At 30.0% G+C, this 18597-nt stretch carries 15 protein-coding genes; 14 read left to right on the top strand and 1 reads right to left on the bottom strand.

The annotated features are described in order from the left end of the window. Window positions 1-196: 196 nt before the first annotated feature. From ACREVX_RS15000 to ACREVX_RS14955, 10 genes are all read left to right on the top strand, one after another. The gene (locus ACREVX_RS15000) at window positions 197-667 is read left to right on the top strand and encodes a prepilin-type N-terminal cleavage/methylation domain-containing protein (protein ID WP_431545029.1); all 471 of its coding nucleotides are present in this window, start codon (window positions 197-199) and stop codon (window positions 665-667) included. 78 nt (window positions 668-745) lie between these two features. Beyond that, window positions 746-1894, top strand: coding sequence for a pilus assembly protein PilM (gene pilM, locus ACREVX_RS14995; RefSeq protein WP_431545028.1), 1149 nt, complete (start codon window positions 746-748; stop codon window positions 1892-1894). 13 nt (window positions 1895-1907) lie between these two features. After that, on the top strand, window positions 1908-2465 hold the full coding sequence (locus ACREVX_RS14990) for a PilN domain-containing protein (RefSeq protein ID WP_431545027.1): 558 nt from the start codon (window positions 1908-1910) through the stop codon (window positions 2463-2465). Continuing rightward, window positions 2462-3706 (top strand): hypothetical protein, encoded by a 1245-nt coding sequence (locus ACREVX_RS14985; RefSeq protein WP_431545026.1) that lies wholly within the window; start codon window positions 2462-2464, stop codon window positions 3704-3706. Before ACREVX_RS14990 ends, ACREVX_RS14985 begins: the two co-directional genes overlap by 4 nt. Window positions 3707-3718: 12 nt before the next feature. Further along, complete coding sequence (locus ACREVX_RS14980; RefSeq protein ID WP_431545025.1) at window positions 3719-4600, top strand: type IV pilus modification PilV family protein; 882 nt, start codon at window positions 3719-3721, stop codon at window positions 4598-4600. Window positions 4601-4610: 10 nt separating this feature from the next. Beyond that, window positions 4611-6797, top strand: coding sequence for an autotransporter outer membrane beta-barrel domain-containing protein (locus ACREVX_RS14975; protein WP_431545024.1), 2187 nt, complete (start codon window positions 4611-4613; stop codon window positions 6795-6797). 24 nt (window positions 6798-6821) lie between these two features. After that, window positions 6822-7355, top strand: coding sequence for a PulJ/GspJ family protein (locus ACREVX_RS14970; RefSeq protein ID WP_431545023.1), 534 nt, complete (start codon window positions 6822-6824; stop codon window positions 7353-7355). A gap of 49 nt (window positions 7356-7404) precedes the next feature. Beyond that, window positions 7405-11382, top strand: a complete 3978-nt coding sequence (locus tag ACREVX_RS14965; protein WP_431545022.1) for a VWA domain-containing protein — start codon at window positions 7405-7407, stop codon at window positions 11380-11382. 173 nt (window positions 11383-11555) lie between these two features. Next, a complete protein-coding gene (locus ACREVX_RS14960) occupies window positions 11556-11927 on the top strand; it encodes a DUF5658 family protein (protein WP_431545021.1) in 372 nt (123 codons plus the stop codon). A gap of 400 nt (window positions 11928-12327) precedes the next feature. Next, window positions 12328-12468: a hypothetical protein gene (locus ACREVX_RS14955; RefSeq protein ID WP_431545020.1), complete on the top strand. Its 141-nt coding sequence runs from the start codon at window positions 12328-12330 to the stop codon at window positions 12466-12468. An 80-nt stretch (window positions 12469-12548) separates the two neighbouring features. On the opposite strand, the gene ACREVX_RS14950 is transcribed toward ACREVX_RS14955, so the two are convergent. Then, window positions 12549-13439, bottom strand: a complete 891-nt coding sequence (locus tag ACREVX_RS14950; protein WP_431545019.1) for a DMT family transporter — start codon at window positions 13437-13439, stop codon at window positions 12549-12551. A 181-nt stretch (window positions 13440-13620) separates the two neighbouring features. On the opposite strand from ACREVX_RS14950, the gene ACREVX_RS14945 reads away from it, so the two are divergent. From ACREVX_RS14945 to ACREVX_RS14930, 4 genes are all read left to right on the top strand, one after another. Then, entirely contained in the window at window positions 13621-14598 is a 978-nt protein-coding gene (locus tag ACREVX_RS14945) for a LacI family DNA-binding transcriptional regulator (RefSeq protein WP_431545018.1), read from the top strand. A gap of 215 nt (window positions 14599-14813) precedes the next feature. After that, entirely contained in the window at window positions 14814-15467 is a 654-nt protein-coding gene (locus ACREVX_RS14940; protein ID WP_431545017.1) for a hypothetical protein, read from the top strand. A 48-nt stretch (window positions 15468-15515) separates the two neighbouring features. After that, the gene (gene gtfA / locus ACREVX_RS14935; protein ID WP_431545016.1) at window positions 15516-16985 is read left to right on the top strand and encodes a sucrose phosphorylase; all 1470 of its coding nucleotides are present in this window, start codon (window positions 15516-15518) and stop codon (window positions 16983-16985) included. A gap of 414 nt (window positions 16986-17399) precedes the next feature. Beyond that, window positions 17400-18596 carry a DUF445 family protein gene (locus tag ACREVX_RS14930; protein ID WP_431545015.1) on the top strand — a complete coding sequence of 399 codons (1197 nt, stop codon included), beginning with the start codon at window positions 17400-17402 and terminating at the stop codon, window positions 18594-18596. Window position 18597: the final 1 nt, after the last annotated feature.

The following is an 18597-nucleotide window of genomic DNA, read 5'->3' as shown; positions in this document are numbered from 1 at the left end:
AAGTTTCCAACATTTATAAGCAGGATTCGAGTTATACAAAATATAAAATTTTAATGGTAGTATAAATCACCTTTTGAAGTCTTAATAACAACACCGCAGGTGATGAACAGCTTCGAAGAAGATGATTAATTGATTGTTAATCGAGTGCTATAATGGCAATCGGTAAAATAATAAAAAAAAATTAGGGGGAATAAAAATGAACACAATAATCATGAAAAAGAAAAAGGCATTTACACTTATAGAACTTATCATAGTTTTAGCAATTATGGCAATTATAGCAGCTATTGCTATACCGAATTTTACGGCGGTTAGGGAAAATTCGAAGGTTAAGGCTGATACAGCAAGTTGTGAAACTATTAAGAGAACTGCATTAATGCTTGTATCTGATGAAACAATTGCAACAGGTACAAAATATTTCACCGTTGCATTTTCATCAACAGGGGTGTTAAGTGTGACTACAGATGGTGTTGAGTTAGAATCGCAGACAGATATACAGACTAAAGAGGTTAATGCACTAACAACTGCATTTAAAGATGTAAAAGCCCCTCAAGGGAAAACCATGGCTAATAATCTAGGCGTTTATCAAGCACCTACAACAACAGTTGCTGGAAGTTATAAAATAGATATAGATGATAGCGGAAATGTTTTAGTTAGTACCATTGAATAAAGTTTAAATCTTCAAGCAAGTATAAAATAATTTTAATTGTTTTATACTTGCTAATATTGCAAATAAGAGGTGATTCCCATGGAAAAACTAAAAAATCTAGACATAAAAAAACTACTAACATCGGATCTATCTTCATTAAAAAAACAAAAAAAAGTATCTATTGATTTAAAACCAAGGAAACCTCTTTTAAATAAGAAAGTTATTTCACTGGACATAGGTACCCAAAACATTAAGGTTGTAGTTGGAAAGTGTACTAAAAGTAAAATAATTATCGAGAAAGCATTTATGTTTAAATCTTCTGTTAATGATTCAAGTGAGGATAGTCTTAAAAACCTAACAGTTTTGCCTAAAGATATTGAAACATATTTAATTAATAACAATATTAAAGTTAAAAGTGCTAATGTTACAGGAAATAGTACAACTATAATAAACAGAGAGATAATTGTTCCAGTTGCTAATGAAGATGAATTAGAAACTTTAGTCAAATTTGAGCTTCAACATTACTTGCCTATTAATATGGATGACTTTATTGTACAATTTAGTATCCTAGAAAAAATTATTGTGGAGGGTTTGGATAAGTTAAGAATTTTAGCAGTTATTTATCCTAATAAATTGGCGAAAAATTATATGGAAATATTAAAGACAGCAAAGTTAAAACCTAATGCCTTGGATGTTAATTATAATACTATAAAGAAATTAATATCACATGGAGATATAAACAGTGAAAATGAAAATAATTCTCAGGAAACTATAGCCGTGATTGATATGGGAGCGGAGTCTCTTGAAGCTAATATATATACTAATCACAATCTAGAGTTTGCTAGAATAATAAAATCTGGTGGAAAACAAATTGACATAAACATTGCTAAGTCATTTAATATGAGTGTCATCAATGCGGAAACTGGAAAAATGGAGCAATGTGACCTTATGAACTATAAAAAGAGCGAAATGACAAGGTTAATTAGGTCAGATGTAGAAGAATGGTTAGAAGAACTTGGACGTATCATTCAATTCTTCAAGAATAAAAAAATTGGTAATAATATAAGCAAAATATTTATACATGGTGGAAGCTCTAGACTTAAAGGACTTGAAGAATATATGGAAGCTAAATTTAGCATTCCTGTGAAACATATTGATAAGTTGAATAACGTGGTATTTAACAAAGATGTAAATAGCGAAGATATAGATCTTTATCTAAATGCAATTGGGGCTATAATAAGATTTTAGGCAGGTGAATTAAATGAAGGATTTAAACTTTTTTCTACCATATATAGAATCTAATAATGAATCTAAAAAAACAAATATTTATTTATATATACTTGCTGTATTAATATTTGTTTATGTAGTAGGTACTACAGTATGGTTTTTTGCAAATAAAATAATATTAAATAATAAAATACAAAAATTGAAAGTAGAAATAAATAATCCTGCTTTGCAAGAGCAGTATAAAAAGGCTAATTTAACATTGAAAAAATATGAATTGTTTAATAAATACAATCAAGGGGTTACTGCTACAATTAATAGTATAACAAGTAAGGAAATGGGCAGCAGTGACATTATGAAAACTTTATTTGCTACATTACCTCAGGAAGTAGCAATTACTTCGATTTCAATGACTTCTGGTTTAGTTGATATTCAATGTACAGCCTCCAATAGAGTAAGTATAGCAGAGATGGAGAGAAATCTATTGAAACTTGATATTATTACAAGTGCAGATGTAAGTGGAATTAGTGGAGAGTCGACAAAAGGTTATGGATTTTTGGTTAAATGCATGTTAAAGGGTGTTGATGTTAAATGAAAATGAGTAGATCTGAAAAAACTTTAATAATTATTTTACTCACATTGCTAGTAGTAGGTGGGTATTATAAATTTATACACGTAAAAGAAAATATAAAAATTCAAGCCTTAAAAGTTGAGGAAAAGAAATATGATGATGAGCTTCAAGACATTAAACTAAGTATTTCAACATCGACTAAAAGAGAAAAAGACGTAAAGATTCTTAATTCGGAGATACAAGAGAAAACTAGTAGTATTTATCCTGCTATTCAGCAAGGGAGATTAATAATAGAATTAGATGCTTTATTAAAAAAATCTAATGTAGAAGGCGCTTTTACTTTTACAGCTATCAAGGCGGCAGATACTCAAAATAAAACAACTACAAGTGGAACGACTAGCACATCTGATGATACGTCAAAACCTTTGCAAACTATTGTAGATCAATATAATACCATGCTTATTTCTGGAACTGATGACGGTGATAAAACAACTGTAAGTAATTATAAAAAAGAGATAAAAGGTAGTACTGAATATACGCAAGCATCATTATCATTTAAAGGTTCTTATGACAACATTATCGGACTGATTAAAAACATAGAAAATAACAGTAAAAAAATAATACTATCTAATTTAGCATTAAATGGAAGTAGTACAGGGGAACTCAGTGGAACAGCAAATTTAGAGTTTTATTCAGTGCCTAAATTCGCTGGTATGGATGTTGATTATTTCAAGTGGGATTACAATAATACTTATGGCAAGAAGAACCCATTTGTTAGTCTTGGTACAAAGAATAATACTGTGAGTACAACTATTGAGGATGCTAGTAAACCCAAAGAAGATATTAAAGACTTTGCAATGTCTGTAAGATCTGTAAATTCGGATTTACCGGCAATTATGTTAGGTAATTACAATGATACACAGAGAAAATCTTACGTTTATGCTGATGAAAATAGTGCTGCGGCTGTAGAGATGGTTTTTGTTGAGGCTGGTGGAAAATTTCACTATAAGTATAAAATTGGAAGCAGTTCATATCCACAGCAATATAGTGGCAATGGTGTAGAATTCACACCATCTAGTAAAGATATATCCGCTGTGATATTCTCAAATAAAAGACTTTCTGATACAGACAATGTAGGAGTAAATATAAGTGTAATAAATAAAACTTCAAGAGTAGTAAACATTTATGTATCTAATGATGACGGTGTTAAACCAAGGGTTTCAGTTAAAGGTGAGGGAAGTGCAGTTAATATCAAGAATCAATAGGGGGCTTAAATTATGAGGAGGTTATATAATAAGAAAAAAGGTACTACTTTAATTGAAGTCCTCATAAGTATGGCAATATTTAGTATTGTTACTATACCTCTAAGTATGATGATTATATCTTCTATAGTAAACAATAAAAAAGGAGAAAATAAGCAGTATGCAGTATCGGTTGCACAACAGATTATAGAAAAGATAAGATCTAATAACACTACCAAGCCAGGTATTGTTAGTATCCAAACTGACAAGGAATATAAATTAAAGTTTCTTGACAATCCGGTTCCTGCTCCTGGACATGATAGAAGTTATTTAGTTTCAAGTTCAGATGTTGGAAATGGGCTTGAGGCTACTGTAACATTTGAAAGGAAACTAGCATATGAGAGTGAATCAACAGCAAATATTGATGTTGATTATGATCTTAGTATTATAATGGATACTCATTCTATTAAAGTAACAGGAACTACTAGTTTAGCAAATATTACTGGAGAGAGCACATACACTTTTTCCAGCGATTTGAAAATATGCAATAATAATAATAACACCATAGAACTTAAGGATAATACTACAAATAAAAATTTAGGTACATATAAACCAAAGGATATATCTAAGGATGGTCTTATTAATAATATTCAAATAAGTTATTCTGATGATTATGGTCCTCATGAAATACAGTCAGAAAACAATGCAACAAATCTATTATCAGTATATATCTTAAAAAACGAAAACAATAGCAATATAAATAAATACACGAATTCAAAAGGAAATATTATACTATATGATGATTTACCAAGCGATTCTAATGGAATTTACGATATAAGTGTGGAGATTTACAAAGGTGAAAGTCCTAATAAAGTAAGAGTGTATAGTACAAAAACTTCAGTAAGTATAGGGATATAGGGGGAGAGATATGAGTCTAAAAAAGAAGAGGGGTTCTTCATTAATTGCAGTGTTGCTTATATTTGCGGTACTTTCTATTTCAGGTTTATCGATACTATCACTTACTGTGTCTGATTATAATGCAAGAATAACTGCAAGTAAAAAAATACAAAGCCTTTATGCTTCGGATTCAGGTGTGAATGCAGTTTATGGCATTATGAAAAAGGTTACTTCTCAAGCAACACAAAAGGGTAATAAAGTTGTAGACGATTATATGAAAGATTCTGATGGAACATTAACTGGAGATGCATTAAAAACAAAGTTAGATGATATATTTAAAGACTCTTATAAAAAGAGCATATCGGCATATATTTTGGAAAATAAGTTAGACAATATAACTTCTCCTAATGATTATCTTAAGGATGGCACATGTAAAGATTTAGAGGGAAATACATTATCTATTTATGATAGTGCAGACGCTAATCAACCTATTATTGCTGTAGAATTAAATTCAGATTCCTATCCATTAAATCCTAATCAATGGAAGCTCAATATTACTTCACATTTTTCTACTAACCCAACGAATGGTCAAACATCAAATAAAAAAAACGTAACAGCAAATATTATCTTAAGTATACATGGTTATAAAGGGTCATATGTATTTAGTTCTGTAAAGCAAGTAATCTCAATTAATCCTGTTTGGAAAAATGCAATTTCTATTGATGGAGATATGCATATAAATTCTAACTTAACAGTGAATGGAAACGTATTTGTTAAGGGTACCCCCCCTGTAGTTGCTATGGAGAAGGTTTATACAAAGTATAATGGTGGTATTTCTATAGGGTCAGATGATACTCAGTCAATAACAGCTAATTTTAATGGTGATGTTGTGACATCAAATAGTTTTAATATAAGTGGTCAGAACAAAACTGTTAATGTAGATAGCAATGTTTATGCAGGCAATGTATACATTGGCAAAAGTAATAGTTTAATTGATACTGATACTTCAAATTGTGATTTAAATGTAAAGAACACAAGTGTCAGCAAAGGTATGGTTTATACCAGCAATGATTTATCCTTAAATGCAACGAAATCTCATATAGATATAGATAAATATTATGGAATTAATGCTATTGATAAAGTAAGAACGGTTGATGAAGATTATAATTCTTCTAGTGGCATTATAGTAAACACTAATGATATTGGAACACCAGATGGATCTTGGATAAAATTAGGAGATGCAATAATAAATGGAACAGCCTATATAAATACTTCTACTCCTTATCAAACAGGAGAGTCAGTGGCGATTAAGGGTAATTATAGAGTGTATACAGTTCCTATACCTAAGTCTATAGGAACATTATATGATGAAAATAAAGTTGATTTTGCTTACAACTCCCCTTTACAGATAGTAAATAATTTTAAGGGTACTAATGAAGTGTTAAAGGCTAAAGATAAAGCAGAATATTTTAGAAAAGTAGATACTTTAAATCTTATGGCATTTAATAAAAGTGGGATTTTTATTAAAAACCTTATATATAGTGTTGGCGTAGCTATATCCGACGGGAGTACTTTGTCAAAATCATTTGATATTAGTAAAACAAACGTAATCAGTTCTAAACAAAATGATTTTGCAAGAGTAGTGTATGAAATGGGAGTTAAGACAGAAGCATTGGATGTTGATTATTTACAGGGAATAGTAAACAAGACTGTATTTGATAAAAATGCGAAATTGCCACAGGTAACTTTAGATGGCGTTGATGACAGTAATGTGATTGATAATGCTAATAGTGAGGTGGAAGTCAGAACTAAAAGCAAAAATGTTGTTTTACTTGGGAACAACTCGACTTATGTACCAGATCCTGTTAAGGATGAAGTTGTTAATTTAAGTACAATGAATGGAGATCCTCATGGTATTATTATAACGTCAGGAAATGTTACTTTATCGGGAACAATAAATTTTTCAGGAACCATAATTGCTGGTGGAAACGTAATAACTTTAAATGATGGCACGAAAACACTTACGTACGATGACAATTATGTGTTAAAGACCATAGCAATAAATTATACCAATACTTATTCTAAAGCGTTTAAGTTAAGTTCTGAAATAGGAACTCAAACTGTTGATGTAGCTACAACAGTTGGTAAAAGTTCTAATAGTACAAATATTACAACTGATGAAGTCGTTAAATTAAGCAATTGGAGAGTCAGTAATTAAGATGTAAAACTAGAGGTGATGCCTATGTATAGGGTAAGAAAAAAAACAAAGGGGTTAACAGTACTAGAACTAATACTAGCGTTAGCAATAGGAGCTATGTTTACAGCTACATTTTTTCAGTTCTTTTTTATACATCAAAAGGCTTTAAATAGCACAGCAATAAAATCAAAGCTTCAGATGGATATGCAACAGTCAATGGATTCTTTTTCTAAGAGTGCTATGGAGGCTTCAGGTATTTTCTCATTAAATAGTATAGACTTAAGTAGTGTTCCTGTGGCACAAAACTTAGGAGAAATAACTTTTTTAGTTGGAAATTCTGATCCTGCACAGGAATACTCTTATAGATATAGAGTTGTTGATAAGACTCTTTACTACACTCCTCCAGGACTAGCAGAAAAAACTGTATGCAGTGACGTTAGTTATATTAATATTACTCCAATAGATTCGAAGACTTTTGCAGAGTGTTCAGGAATTGTTATTGAAATTGAACTTATAGGTGCGGATGAAAAAACTACATATAATATTACTAATAATATTTATTTTAGAAATAAAAATTAGACTATAAGAGAGTGTATAAAAACAAATTGTTATAAATGGAGGGTATACAATGAATAAAGATAAAAGTAAGAGAAGTGAAAAAAAGGTAATATGTTTCGTAATTTTAATTATATTCATTCTAACTCAAGTTTTTGCATTTAGAAGTAGCGCAGATGCTGGAACGATAGTTAAAGCACCTATTACACTAACCAAAACAACTAATATTACAAATGCGAAAGTGAATGACGAAATTACTTTGAATTATAATATTAAGCCAGGAATTGTCACTGTAGTTCCAAGTACACAGAGTAAAGAAATTGCATTAGTTATAGATGCATCAGGGAGTATGGATACTGGTTTGCAAGGTAACGATAGTAGACTAAAGGTAGCTAAGGCAGCTGCCAATAGATTTATTGATAAGTTTAATACAGATAGCAAAGTGAAAATAGGATTAGTTCAATATGAAAGCAGTGCTAAAAAAAAGAGTGGACTTGTAGACAAGAATTCTTTCCCTACGCTTAAGACTAGTATAAATGAGTTTACTGCACATGGAGGTACTAATACAGGTGACGGTTTAAGATTAGCGTATTATATGCTAAAGGAGTCACCTGATATTAATGCAAAAAAATACATTGTACTACTTACGGATGGAGAACCAACTTTTTATAGTTATACTAATAATAAGACTAACATAATAACATCAAATATTGAATCAGGGTACGATACAAATAATTCAAATGATGAAACAAGAGGTTTAGACTATGCAGATTCTATAGCTACATTGATATCTGGAAGTACGTCTAATATTAATTCTTTTATGATTGGATGTACTTTAAGTGATTATGGAACTAATACTCTTAAAGAAATAGCAGCTAAAGCAAAAGGTACTTGTTCATTTGCACAAACTGCCACTGATATTGACACTGTTTATACTCAATTAGCAAACCAAATACAAAACGAATTGCCTGTTAATTCAATAAAATTTCAAGAAACCTTACCACCAGGAATCGAAATAAAGGAAGTTCCAGCAGGATTTACGGTTTTAGGACAAACAATAACAGGGGATCTAGCTAATATACCTTATAAAATCATTACAGGCACAAATAACTATACATCTGATCCTGTAAATTTTCAAATAAAAGTAAAAGCAACCAAAATGGGGGTGTTCCCTTTAAGTAAGGATGCCAGTGGGATAAGTAATTCTTTTATTACTTATAAGGATTTTGATAATACAGACGCAAAGCAATTATTTACTCCAGTAAATGTGACTATTGCAAATCCAACAGCTTCAATTAATCTTGGAAGGACTGTTGATAAAACTAACATTAAAGTAAATGATAAATTTAATCTAGCATATAACATACAGCCTCAAGATATTCCTGTAGAGGACATTGATTCTTCTTATGAAAAGGGAAGTGATATTGTACTGGTAATAGATAACTCGGGAAGTATGGATGAAATATTACCTAACAGTAGGAATAAAACTAAGATTCAAGTAGTAAGAGATACAGCCAACACTTTTATAAATAAATTTAATGGAAATAGTAACATTAATATAGCCTTAGTAAAATTTAGTACAAAAGCAGATGTTATTAAATTAGATGGGGCTTCGTTAGTTTTCGGAAATTTGGGAAACAATACTCAACGTAACTATTTGATTAACAAGATAGCTGATCCTAGTGTTTTAAATACTGATGGAGGAACAAATATAGGCGACGGTCTAATAGCTGCATATGGGTTATTAAAAAACCAAGAGAATACAGGTAGGAAAAAATATGTTATTTTATTGACCGATGGAGTGCCAACAGTGTCTACAGTTAATAATTATAATTTTGACTATAAAAAAGGTAATAATAAAAATTATGAAGGATATGTATATGGTGAAGATGTAAAGTTTGATAAATATTTTAGAAGTATAACTAATTATGAATATAAAATGGATCAGAATACAAGTAGTGTTCGATATGTTGTAAACCCAGGCGATAGTGATTATAATCAAATGGCATTGAACTATGCATATAATTTATCGGATACAATAAAAAATGATACAACTTTAAATGTTAAACCGATTATGATTGCATTTAGTAAGGGTGCAGATGTCAGTAAGCTTTCACAAATTGCAGGGCGTGCGGGAGGAGAATATAAAACAGCTTTATCCCAAGCAGATATGGACAGTGTATATACAAGTATTGCTGGTCAAATTGAAAGTGATTTCACTATAAGTGATGTGAAATTTGAAGAAACCTTCCCAACAGGGATAAATCTTGACCAAGAAAGTATGCCAGCTGGTTTTTCTGTTTCAGGTCAGAAAGTAACTGGAGTTTTAAATAGTATTAGCTATAAGTTGGATCCTACAGGAAAAGTATATAAGCCTATATCAGATCCTTCTTTTTCAATTGGCAACTTATACAGTACTGCAGCGGGGAATTATAAATTAGGACAAAAGCAATCTTCGTTTATAACCTATAAAGATATAAATAAGGAGCAGACTAAAAAGTATTTTCCAGAAACAAATATCGGTATTTCAGCAACAACGCCACCAGATATTGTTGCTACATTGGTTCCAAAGGCTGGACAATCAGAGGTATATACATTGACAGTTACATCTAAGACTGTTTCGAATAATAAAATTAATAAATTAGAAGAAGGTAGTGTTAGAGGTGGTATTCAGACGAAATTGTGGGAAAGTACAAATGCATTAGCATTAACCACTGACCAAAGCTTAACACACGATTTTAATAAAAGTGATATAACTGGAAACACCAGCCTATATATAAAAGCTACAGATTCAAATAGCAAAACTGTAACTGAGACAGTTTCACTAGTTGCAGTGTCAAGTGTTGAATTACCAGATGTAGAACAGAAAAATAATATAAGACCAGGTAATGTAATTTTTTCAGCTGAGCCAAACGCTACAATTAATTCAATTAAAGTGAATACTAAACAAATAGTTACAAATCAAAATACAGGCGAAGGTGAATATGAATCATTAAATGTGGATTTGATAGGTCAAAATACAATAGATGTAGAAATAACGAATGAAAATGGTAACACTACTAAAATGTCATTAAATGAAATTGTAGATGTATCACCACCTATTATTGTTTCAAATTATAGTTACAGTAATAAGAAAATAGAAGCAAAGTTTTATTCGGATAATGCTAAAATCACTTCTGAAAAGGTGAATTTAATATGGTTAGAGTGTGATTTGAATTTAGATAAAAAAATCACAGCTGATGAAAAAATAATAGTTTCAACGAATCTCGTGAGTAAATTAAGCGATATACAAATACCAGATAAATTTCAAGGTAAAAATTTCTTAGTGAAAGCTAGAGAAATATCAGGAAATATTGGTTCAGCATCTCCAGGAGATAACTTACCTCCAATAGGTACAGTTAGTTATGCTATAGATCCAATTACAACTGAGACTGAAAGTTATAACCCTGCGGTAATAATAAATAAAAATGTGATTGCAACAGTAATATTTGATGAACCCGATGTAACTATAACTAATAATAATGGGTTAGCAACTAAAGAGTTTACAGAAAATGGTGAATATATATTTGAGTTTTCAGATAAAACAGGAAACAAAGGAACTGCTATTGCAACAGTGAATAATATAGATAAAACTGCTATTATAAAACATGGAATGTTCATAAATGGAGCATTTAATGAAATAAAATCAGAGTATGAAATTGCAGAAGGTTTTAGTGGAAGCTTTGGTGTAGATTTTACAACTTCAATGAAAAATTCTAAAATTAAACTTAAGACTGATGCAGGATATACAGTTTCAGATTTTAAGTTGTATAAAATAGTAGGAGAAGGACAGACGATTTTTATTTCTAATATATCAGTTCCAAGTAAGATTGTAGGTGTTTATGAGATTACTATGCCTGATATAGAAAATGGTATTACTCATTTTATAATTGCCTACAAAGGAACTGTAAATGGAGTTTCATTAAAGGAATTAACTAATAGTGTAAAAATTGGGAATAGCTTAGAAAGCCATTGTAAAATTAAAGTTGAGGACTTACCAGATTTATTTTAGTTAAGTGAATTTGGAATAGGATTATATAAGCGAAGTGGGTCATAAGTGACCCACTAAGTGACCCACTAAGGTAACTGTGACTTGGGAAAAACAGTAAGATAGTGAGTTAATATATTGAGAGCTAGTTTTAAAACAAACAGACATGGGCAATACTTCTAATAGAGGTGATGACCATGTCTTTTATCCTTTCTATATTAAAAACAAAAGATTTGGATTTTATAGCAAAAAAATTAATTGCATTGTACATGTTAAATATAACAGATATCTTATTTACAATTTATCTTGTCAACACAGGGATGTTTTTAGAAGTGAATGCTTTCATGGCACCGTTAGTAAACAAAAGGTATTTATTTAGTATAATAATTAAGATAGTAATCCCGTTAGTTTTGTTAATGGCCGTATACCAAAGAATGAAAAAAGCTACAGAGAAACAATTGTATCAATCAAATATTATGATTAATGGGTTATTAATATTTTATGGAATTATAGATGTTTCCCATGTTGTTTGGAGTATTTTATATAGTGTTTTAATTGCAAAATTATAAGTCACTCCAAATTAAATACCTCTATGGTAATAAAGTGGGTAACTTTATGTCCCACTAAGGTAACTGTGACTTGGGAAAAACAATAAGATAGCAAGTTAATATACTGAATTAAAGAGAAGAATTAAAACAGGAACTACAGTAAGTGAAGTATTGATATTAGTAACCAATGAATATATTTGGTCCGATACATACATTTATTGGTAGTTTTTGAATGCAACGTTAAGTATGGACTTAATGGCATTTACGCATATACTCAGGAAATATCTGAGATACCTATAATGCGTACTAAATGTGTATAATTTTCGTAATTTATAACTCCCTCCAAATTAAATACGCCTATGGTAATTGTTTACAATTTATGATATAATAAGGAAAACATTAACTTATTAGGGGGAGCAAGATGAAATTACTTTGTAAATGTGGTAATGTAGAAGATATAAAGACTGATAAGTCAATTGAAAAGTATGAATTTAAAAGGTGTGACGATGATACTTTGATTTTAGTATGCAAGAACTGCAAGGAAGTAATATTTCTAAGTTAGGGGTAAAAAAACAAGCCTTACATTGCGAATGTTAGACTTGTTTTTATTTGCGTATTTTTTCAATGGAATATAAATAAGAATCATAATTCAATTGGATGATTTGTAAATTTAGCTTCTAATATCTCACTTATAAATGTAGAACCTAGGATAAGTAGTCCTCCAATTACTTTCATTATGGTTATAGATTCGCCTAAAAAAACAGATGCTAAAATTACCGCGGATATTGGGTCGATATAGCTTAAAATTGCTATGGATTGTCCCTTTAGCTGATTTATTGAAGAAAAATACATCAGGTAAGCAATTCCTGTGTGAAGGATACCTACTATTAATATAAAGATCCATGCTGTAGAACTTATTTCACTTACATGAATATTACCCCTATAAATAATGAGAGGTAAAAGTACAATCGCTGCAATTGACAGTTGAATAAGAGTTGATTCAAAACCAGATAAATTTTTAATAAATTTATTCATTAAAATTATACTAGCATATAAAACAGCAGCGCTAAGTCCATATATTATTCCGATTATATGATTGTAAGAGACTGTTATATTAGTGCTTCCTGTACTGACAATTAAAAATAATCCTGACATAGCAACTATAACACATATAATTTTTATCATTGTCAGTCTCTCTTTAAGAATTATAGGTGCTAGCATTAGTACAAATATAGGCGCAAAGTAGTAGCTTAAAGTTGAGTTTGAGATAGTGGTGTATTTGTATGCTTGAAATAAAAGAATCCAGTTAAAGCCTATAGCAACACCAGATAGCGTGAGAATTAATATATTTGCCTTCACTAATTTAATAGACATTTTTTGTTTCATTATAAAACCAGCAAAAAGTAGAAATGAACTACCTATTATGGCTCTTAGAAAAGCGATTTCAATTGAGGGTAGGTTTATATTCCTTACAAAAATTCCTATGCTTCCAAAGATAAACATGGAACTAATAATTTTAATCTTATCTTTCATTCTAATTTCCTCCGTATATATAATATTGACATTAGCTCTATTTTAATATTATTATTTTAAATAATTATAATGAGATAATGGGGCGAAGTCAACTATTTTTATATATTTGCTTTTATTCAAATTATGTTTATAATAGTATATACAATAATTTATTATGAATTTTCATGAAAAGGGTGTTACTATGGCAAATATAAAAGATGTGGCCAAAAGATCAGGGGTCACAGTTACTACAGTTTCAAGAGTACTAAATAATAGGGGATATATCAGTGAGAAAACAAGAAAAAATGTATACAAGGCCATGAAAGAGCTTGATTATCAGCCTAATGAATTAGCCAGAGCTCTTTTTAGAAGAAAGTCCAATTTAATAGGATTTATAATTCCTAGTGTAGCACATCCTTTTTTTGCTGAGCTTACAAACGATATTGAATATTATGCCTATAAGAATGGATATAAGATACTATTATGTAATGCTAATAATGAAAGTAAGAAAGAACAAGATTATATAGATATGCTAAAAGGAAATCAGGTTGATGGAATTATTATGGGAAGTCATACGTTAGAGGTTTCTGAGTACCTGAACCTTAGGTTGCCTATAGTAGCTATTGATAGATTTTTATCAGAGAATATACCTTATGTTGCTTCTGATAATTATAATGGAGGTGTTCTTGCCACAAAACTGCTTATAGAAAAAGGTTGCAAAAACCTTGCGCATATAAGTGGTCCACTAAATTTGAATACTTCTGCTAATAGAAGATATGAAGCTTTTGTGGATGTTGCAAATGAGAATAGCATGCCCTATGTAGTAATTGAAACAAGTATAAATAGTTTCGATACAGAAGAATATGAAAGTCTTATTTACAAATTATTTGAAGAACATCCAGCCATAGATGGGATATTTGCTAGTAGTGATATGATAGCTACCTGCATTGTGAAAGTAGCTAGTGTTTTAGAGAAATCCATACCTGGTGATTTAAAAATAGTTGGCTATGATGATATTAATATAGCTTCATTAATTGTGCCAGCTCTTACTACAATAAGACAACCAATTAGAGAAATAGCAAAACTTGTAGTAGAAATTTTGATTAACCAGATAGATGATAAAAAAGTTAATCATGAAAATATACTGCCTATAGAGCTTATTGAACGTAGAACTACATAAAAACATTAATATATATATTACTTAACATTAAAACATTCTAAATCCAATGATTTAGAATGTTTTTTATATTGCTAGTAAACCGTTACCATAACTGTTAGGTAATAACTATAATATTACTAATAATAACATGTCAAGTGGTTGACATGTTAGCGAAAAGGATGTAGTATAAATATATTAAACGGTTTACATATTTTAAATTTTAAGGAGGCTCTTACATGAAAGGTGACATTATTGTATTAGAGGAACATCACACTAAAGCAGCTAGCATAATAGTTCCAGAAATTATTGAAAAAATAAAGAATAAAGCAACAAGGTATAACATTACGGTTTCAGGTGAATCTGGAAGTGGTAAATCAGAAACTGGGAAGGCAATAGTTGATGAACTCAAAAAGTACGGAATAGAATCTGTTTTATTAGGTCAGGATGATTATTTTTATTTACCGCCAAAGTCAAATGATGAAAAGAGAAGACAAGATCCTGAATGGTTAGGACCACATAAAGAAGTTAACTTTAATGTTCTAGAAAATAATTTGAAAGATGCAATCAGTGGAAAAACAGAAATAACTAAGCCTTTAATTGATTATAATGCAAACACGGTAGAAGAGCAGGTAATAAGTCTAGAAGGTATTAAGGTTGTTATCGCTGAGGGAACATATACTTCATTACTTAAAAATGTTGATACCAAAGTATTCATAGCAAGAAGCAGGCTCGATACATTGGAGCACAGGAAAAAAAGAAATAGAGGAAATGAAGTAAACGATTCATTTATAGAAAATATTCTGGAAACTGAACATAAAATCATCGCTGGTCATATTCAACTAGCTGACTTTATTATCACCAAAGAATATGATGTAATTATCGTTAAATAATGTGATTTTTTTGCGTAATAATAAAACTTTAGAAGGAGTGATTAAATTATGGCAGTAAAAAACCAAGTGCAGTTAATTACTTATCCAGATTCCTTGGGAGGAGATTTAAAAACCTTAAATAATCTTCTTTTGAAATATTTTTCAGATATTTTTAAAGGAGGAATTCATATTCTTCCTCCTTTTCCGTCATCAGGTGACAGGGGATTTGCGCCATTAACTTATTTAGAAATAGAACCTCAATTTGGTACCTGGGAAGATATCAGGGCTATTGGAAAAAATTTCGACATCTTAGTGGATCTTATGGTAAATCATATTTCCCAAAAGTCTGTATACTTTCAGGATTTTTTGAAGAAGGGCCGAAAATCAGAATATGCTGATTTATTTATAACATTAGACAAGGTTTGGGAAGATGGCACGCCAGTTGCACAAGACATTGCAAAGATGTTTCTTCGTAGAAAAGCACCCTATTCAACTTTTACTATAGAAGAAACTGGTGAGAAAGAAAAAGTATGGACAACATTCGGTAAAACAGAACCATCTGAGCAGATTGACCTGGACATTAAATCAGAAAAAATTAAACAGTTAATTACTGATTTTCTCGTAAACTTCAGTAAACAAAATGTTAAAATTGTTCGATTGGATGCGGTTGGATATGTTATTAAAAAACTTGGAACAAGTTGTTTTTTCGTGGAACCAGAGATATATGATTTTCTTGACTGGATACTAGAACTTGCAAAGTCATTAGGAATTGAATTACTTCCTGAACTGCATGCACATTATACAATTCAAAACAGACTTGCAGATCACGGATGCTGGATATACGATTTTATTCTGCCATACACCATTCTTGATACTCTAGTTAATAAGTCAAGTGAGAAGCTTTGTGAATATCTGAAAAATCGCCCTAGCAATCAGTTTACAATGCTTGACTGCCATGACGGGATTCCAGTGAAACCAGATATGGATGATCTTATAGATACTAAGGAAGCTAAAAAACTAGTGGATGTATGTTTACAAAGAGGTTCAAACCTTAGTCTTATTATGTCAGATGAGCATAAGGCTCCAGATGGATTTGATGTTCATCAGATAAGATGTTCTTATTATTCCGTTTTAAACTGTGAAGATGATGCATATCTCGCAGCAAGAGCTATTCAGTTTTTTGCACCAGGAATACCGCAAGTATATTACGTTGGTCTTTTGGCAGGAAAAAATGATGTTGAAAATGTTAAGAAAACAGGTGAAGGTCGTGAAATTAATCGTCACAATTTCAGCTTGGAAGAAATAGAACAATCACTTAAGCAAGAAGTTGTTCAGAGGCTATTAACACTTATAAGATTTAGAAATGAATATCCAGCTTTCAATGGAGAATTTAAAGTTATGGATTCTCAAAAGGATGAAATTAAACTTTGCTGGCAAAAAGATGATAAGTATTGTAATTTGTTTATAGATTTAAAAACAAACAAATCGGTAATAAAGTATATTGATGAAATGGGTAAGTCAGCTCAATATATAGTATAAGAAATTCAATGGAAATGACGTTGAATAGATGATGAAAGGATTATAGAGAGAAATAATAAAGTTAAAGATAAATAAAGAACAAGTCTTTCATTTTTAATGTTAGACTTGTTCTTTATTTGCTTGATTTTTCTATAGAATCAGCAAGACATTCATCGATTACTTCTTTGCTAATTATAAAGGCTTTCTTATTTTTCATTTAGTTCACTCTCCCTTCTTTATATATAAATAATATCATGGCTATGTTAACTGAGTATTAAGTTGATATTAAGATTAATATTTCAGCTCCGCTGGAGATAATTTAATGCTGGAATTATATTTTAAAATTTGGTATTCCAAATTATTTGTGGTATTCTAAATTATATAAATAACAAGAACACTAATAATAAATGATCTAATGAAAGTAGGTTTATCAAAGTGAATCGTTATAAAGCAACATCAATTTTAATATTAGCTTCAAGTATTTATTTTGTTAGTTATCCATTTCATAAAACATTTATAGGAGGCCTTGTGTATAGCGGAAGTTGTGCTTCTATGATTGGTGGTTTTGCTGACTGGTGGGGTATTAATAAATTATTAAAAAAGACAATTCCTAGAAATAAACAGAAAATTTTTGATGGGTTATCTAATATGGTAAGTGAAGAATTATTGTCTAAGGAGACTTTAAAGAAAATACTTAGTAAATATGATGTCTCAAAACTCGTTGTTGAATTAGTAAAGGATAATAATGAAATTGAAGGTATAAAAAACGTATTTAGATTAATGATTGAAGATAATGTTAATAAAATTGATAATAACGAAATTGAAAAAAATATTTCTAATTTAACAATAAATATTTTTAAAAAAACTGATTTGCATAAGCTGATTGTTTCAATTATAGAGATTTCTATAAGAAATGAGCACACGGATAGACTTTATAATTTTATTTTAGATGAATTAATATCGTTTTCTCAAACATATGCTTTTAAAAATATACTTATAAAATTTATAATGGAAACAAGGTCTTCTTATGAAGGGGAAAGTAGAAGAAAAAAAATCATTGATAAATTTAAGGGTAGTAATAATAATTTAGCAATTGGTTTTCAAGAGAAAATTAAAAAATTTCTAAGTAATATGAAAAACAAAAACAATAAAGATAGGTTAATGTTTAAGCTGTGGATTTATGATAAGCTAGAAGAGTTTAAAAATAATAGTAATTTTGAGTTGAAAATTGAAAATTGGAAGTTGGAGCTTTTAGAAAATGTTAACACCCAAGAATACATTAATACGATTATTGAAAGTACAAGTAATAAAATACTTAAAAATGAAGATTTATACAATAAGCCTTTTATTATTATAGATAACTTAATAAACAATCTAGAAGACAATAGGGATACTCAAAGAAGAGTAGATGTATTGATTAAAGATATGTTATATAAACTAATAGATGATAAGCATAAAAATATCGGCATAATAGTTAAAGAAAATATTAGTAAATATTCAGATAATATGCTAATTGAGTTAATAGAATCAAATGTTGGGAATGACTTACAGCTTATTCGAATTAATGGTTCTCTGGTTGGTGGTATAGTAGGTATTTTGATATTTATTATCAAGTATAGTATAGGAGTATAGT

It is taken from the genome of Clostridium sp., assembly GCF_050717545.1.
GTDB lineage: Bacteria > Bacillota > Clostridia > Clostridiales > Clostridiaceae > Clostridium_AD.
The sequence above is the reverse complement of the archived record's forward strand: the minus strand, read 5'-3'. Positions and strand labels throughout refer to the sequence as shown.

Coding starts and splice junctions, on each gene's coding strand:
- ACREVX_RS14955 (WP_431545020.1), top strand. CDS start 12,328: ATGAAATTACTTTGTAAATGTGGTAATGTAGAAGATATAAAGACTGAT.
- ACREVX_RS14970 (WP_431545023.1), top strand. CDS start 6,822: ATGTATAGGGTAAGAAAAAAAACAAAGGGGTTAACAGTACTAGAACTA.
- pilM (WP_431545028.1), top strand. CDS start 746: ATGGAAAAACTAAAAAATCTAGACATAAAAAAACTACTAACATCGGAT.
- ACREVX_RS14945 (WP_431545018.1), top strand. CDS start 13,621: ATGGCAAATATAAAAGATGTGGCCAAAAGATCAGGGGTCACAGTTACT.
- ACREVX_RS14950 (WP_431545019.1), bottom strand. CDS start 13,439: ATGAAAGATAAGATTAAAATTATTAGTTCCATGTTTATCTTTGGAAGC.
- ACREVX_RS14965 (WP_431545022.1), top strand. CDS start 7,405: ATGAATAAAGATAAAAGTAAGAGAAGTGAAAAAAAGGTAATATGTTTC.
- ACREVX_RS14980 (WP_431545025.1), top strand. CDS start 3,719: ATGAGGAGGTTATATAATAAGAAAAAAGGTACTACTTTAATTGAAGTC.
- ACREVX_RS14985 (WP_431545026.1), top strand. CDS start 2,462: ATGAAAATGAGTAGATCTGAAAAAACTTTAATAATTATTTTACTCACA.
- ACREVX_RS14940 (WP_431545017.1), top strand. CDS start 14,814: ATGAAAGGTGACATTATTGTATTAGAGGAACATCACACTAAAGCAGCT.
- ACREVX_RS15000 (WP_431545029.1), top strand. CDS start 197: ATGAACACAATAATCATGAAAAAGAAAAAGGCATTTACACTTATAGAA.
- ACREVX_RS14960 (WP_431545021.1), top strand. CDS start 11,556: ATGTCTTTTATCCTTTCTATATTAAAAACAAAAGATTTGGATTTTATA.
- gtfA (WP_431545016.1), top strand. CDS start 15,516: ATGGCAGTAAAAAACCAAGTGCAGTTAATTACTTATCCAGATTCCTTG.
- ACREVX_RS14990 (WP_431545027.1), top strand. CDS start 1,908: ATGAAGGATTTAAACTTTTTTCTACCATATATAGAATCTAATAATGAA.
- ACREVX_RS14975 (WP_431545024.1), top strand. CDS start 4,611: ATGAGTCTAAAAAAGAAGAGGGGTTCTTCATTAATTGCAGTGTTGCTT.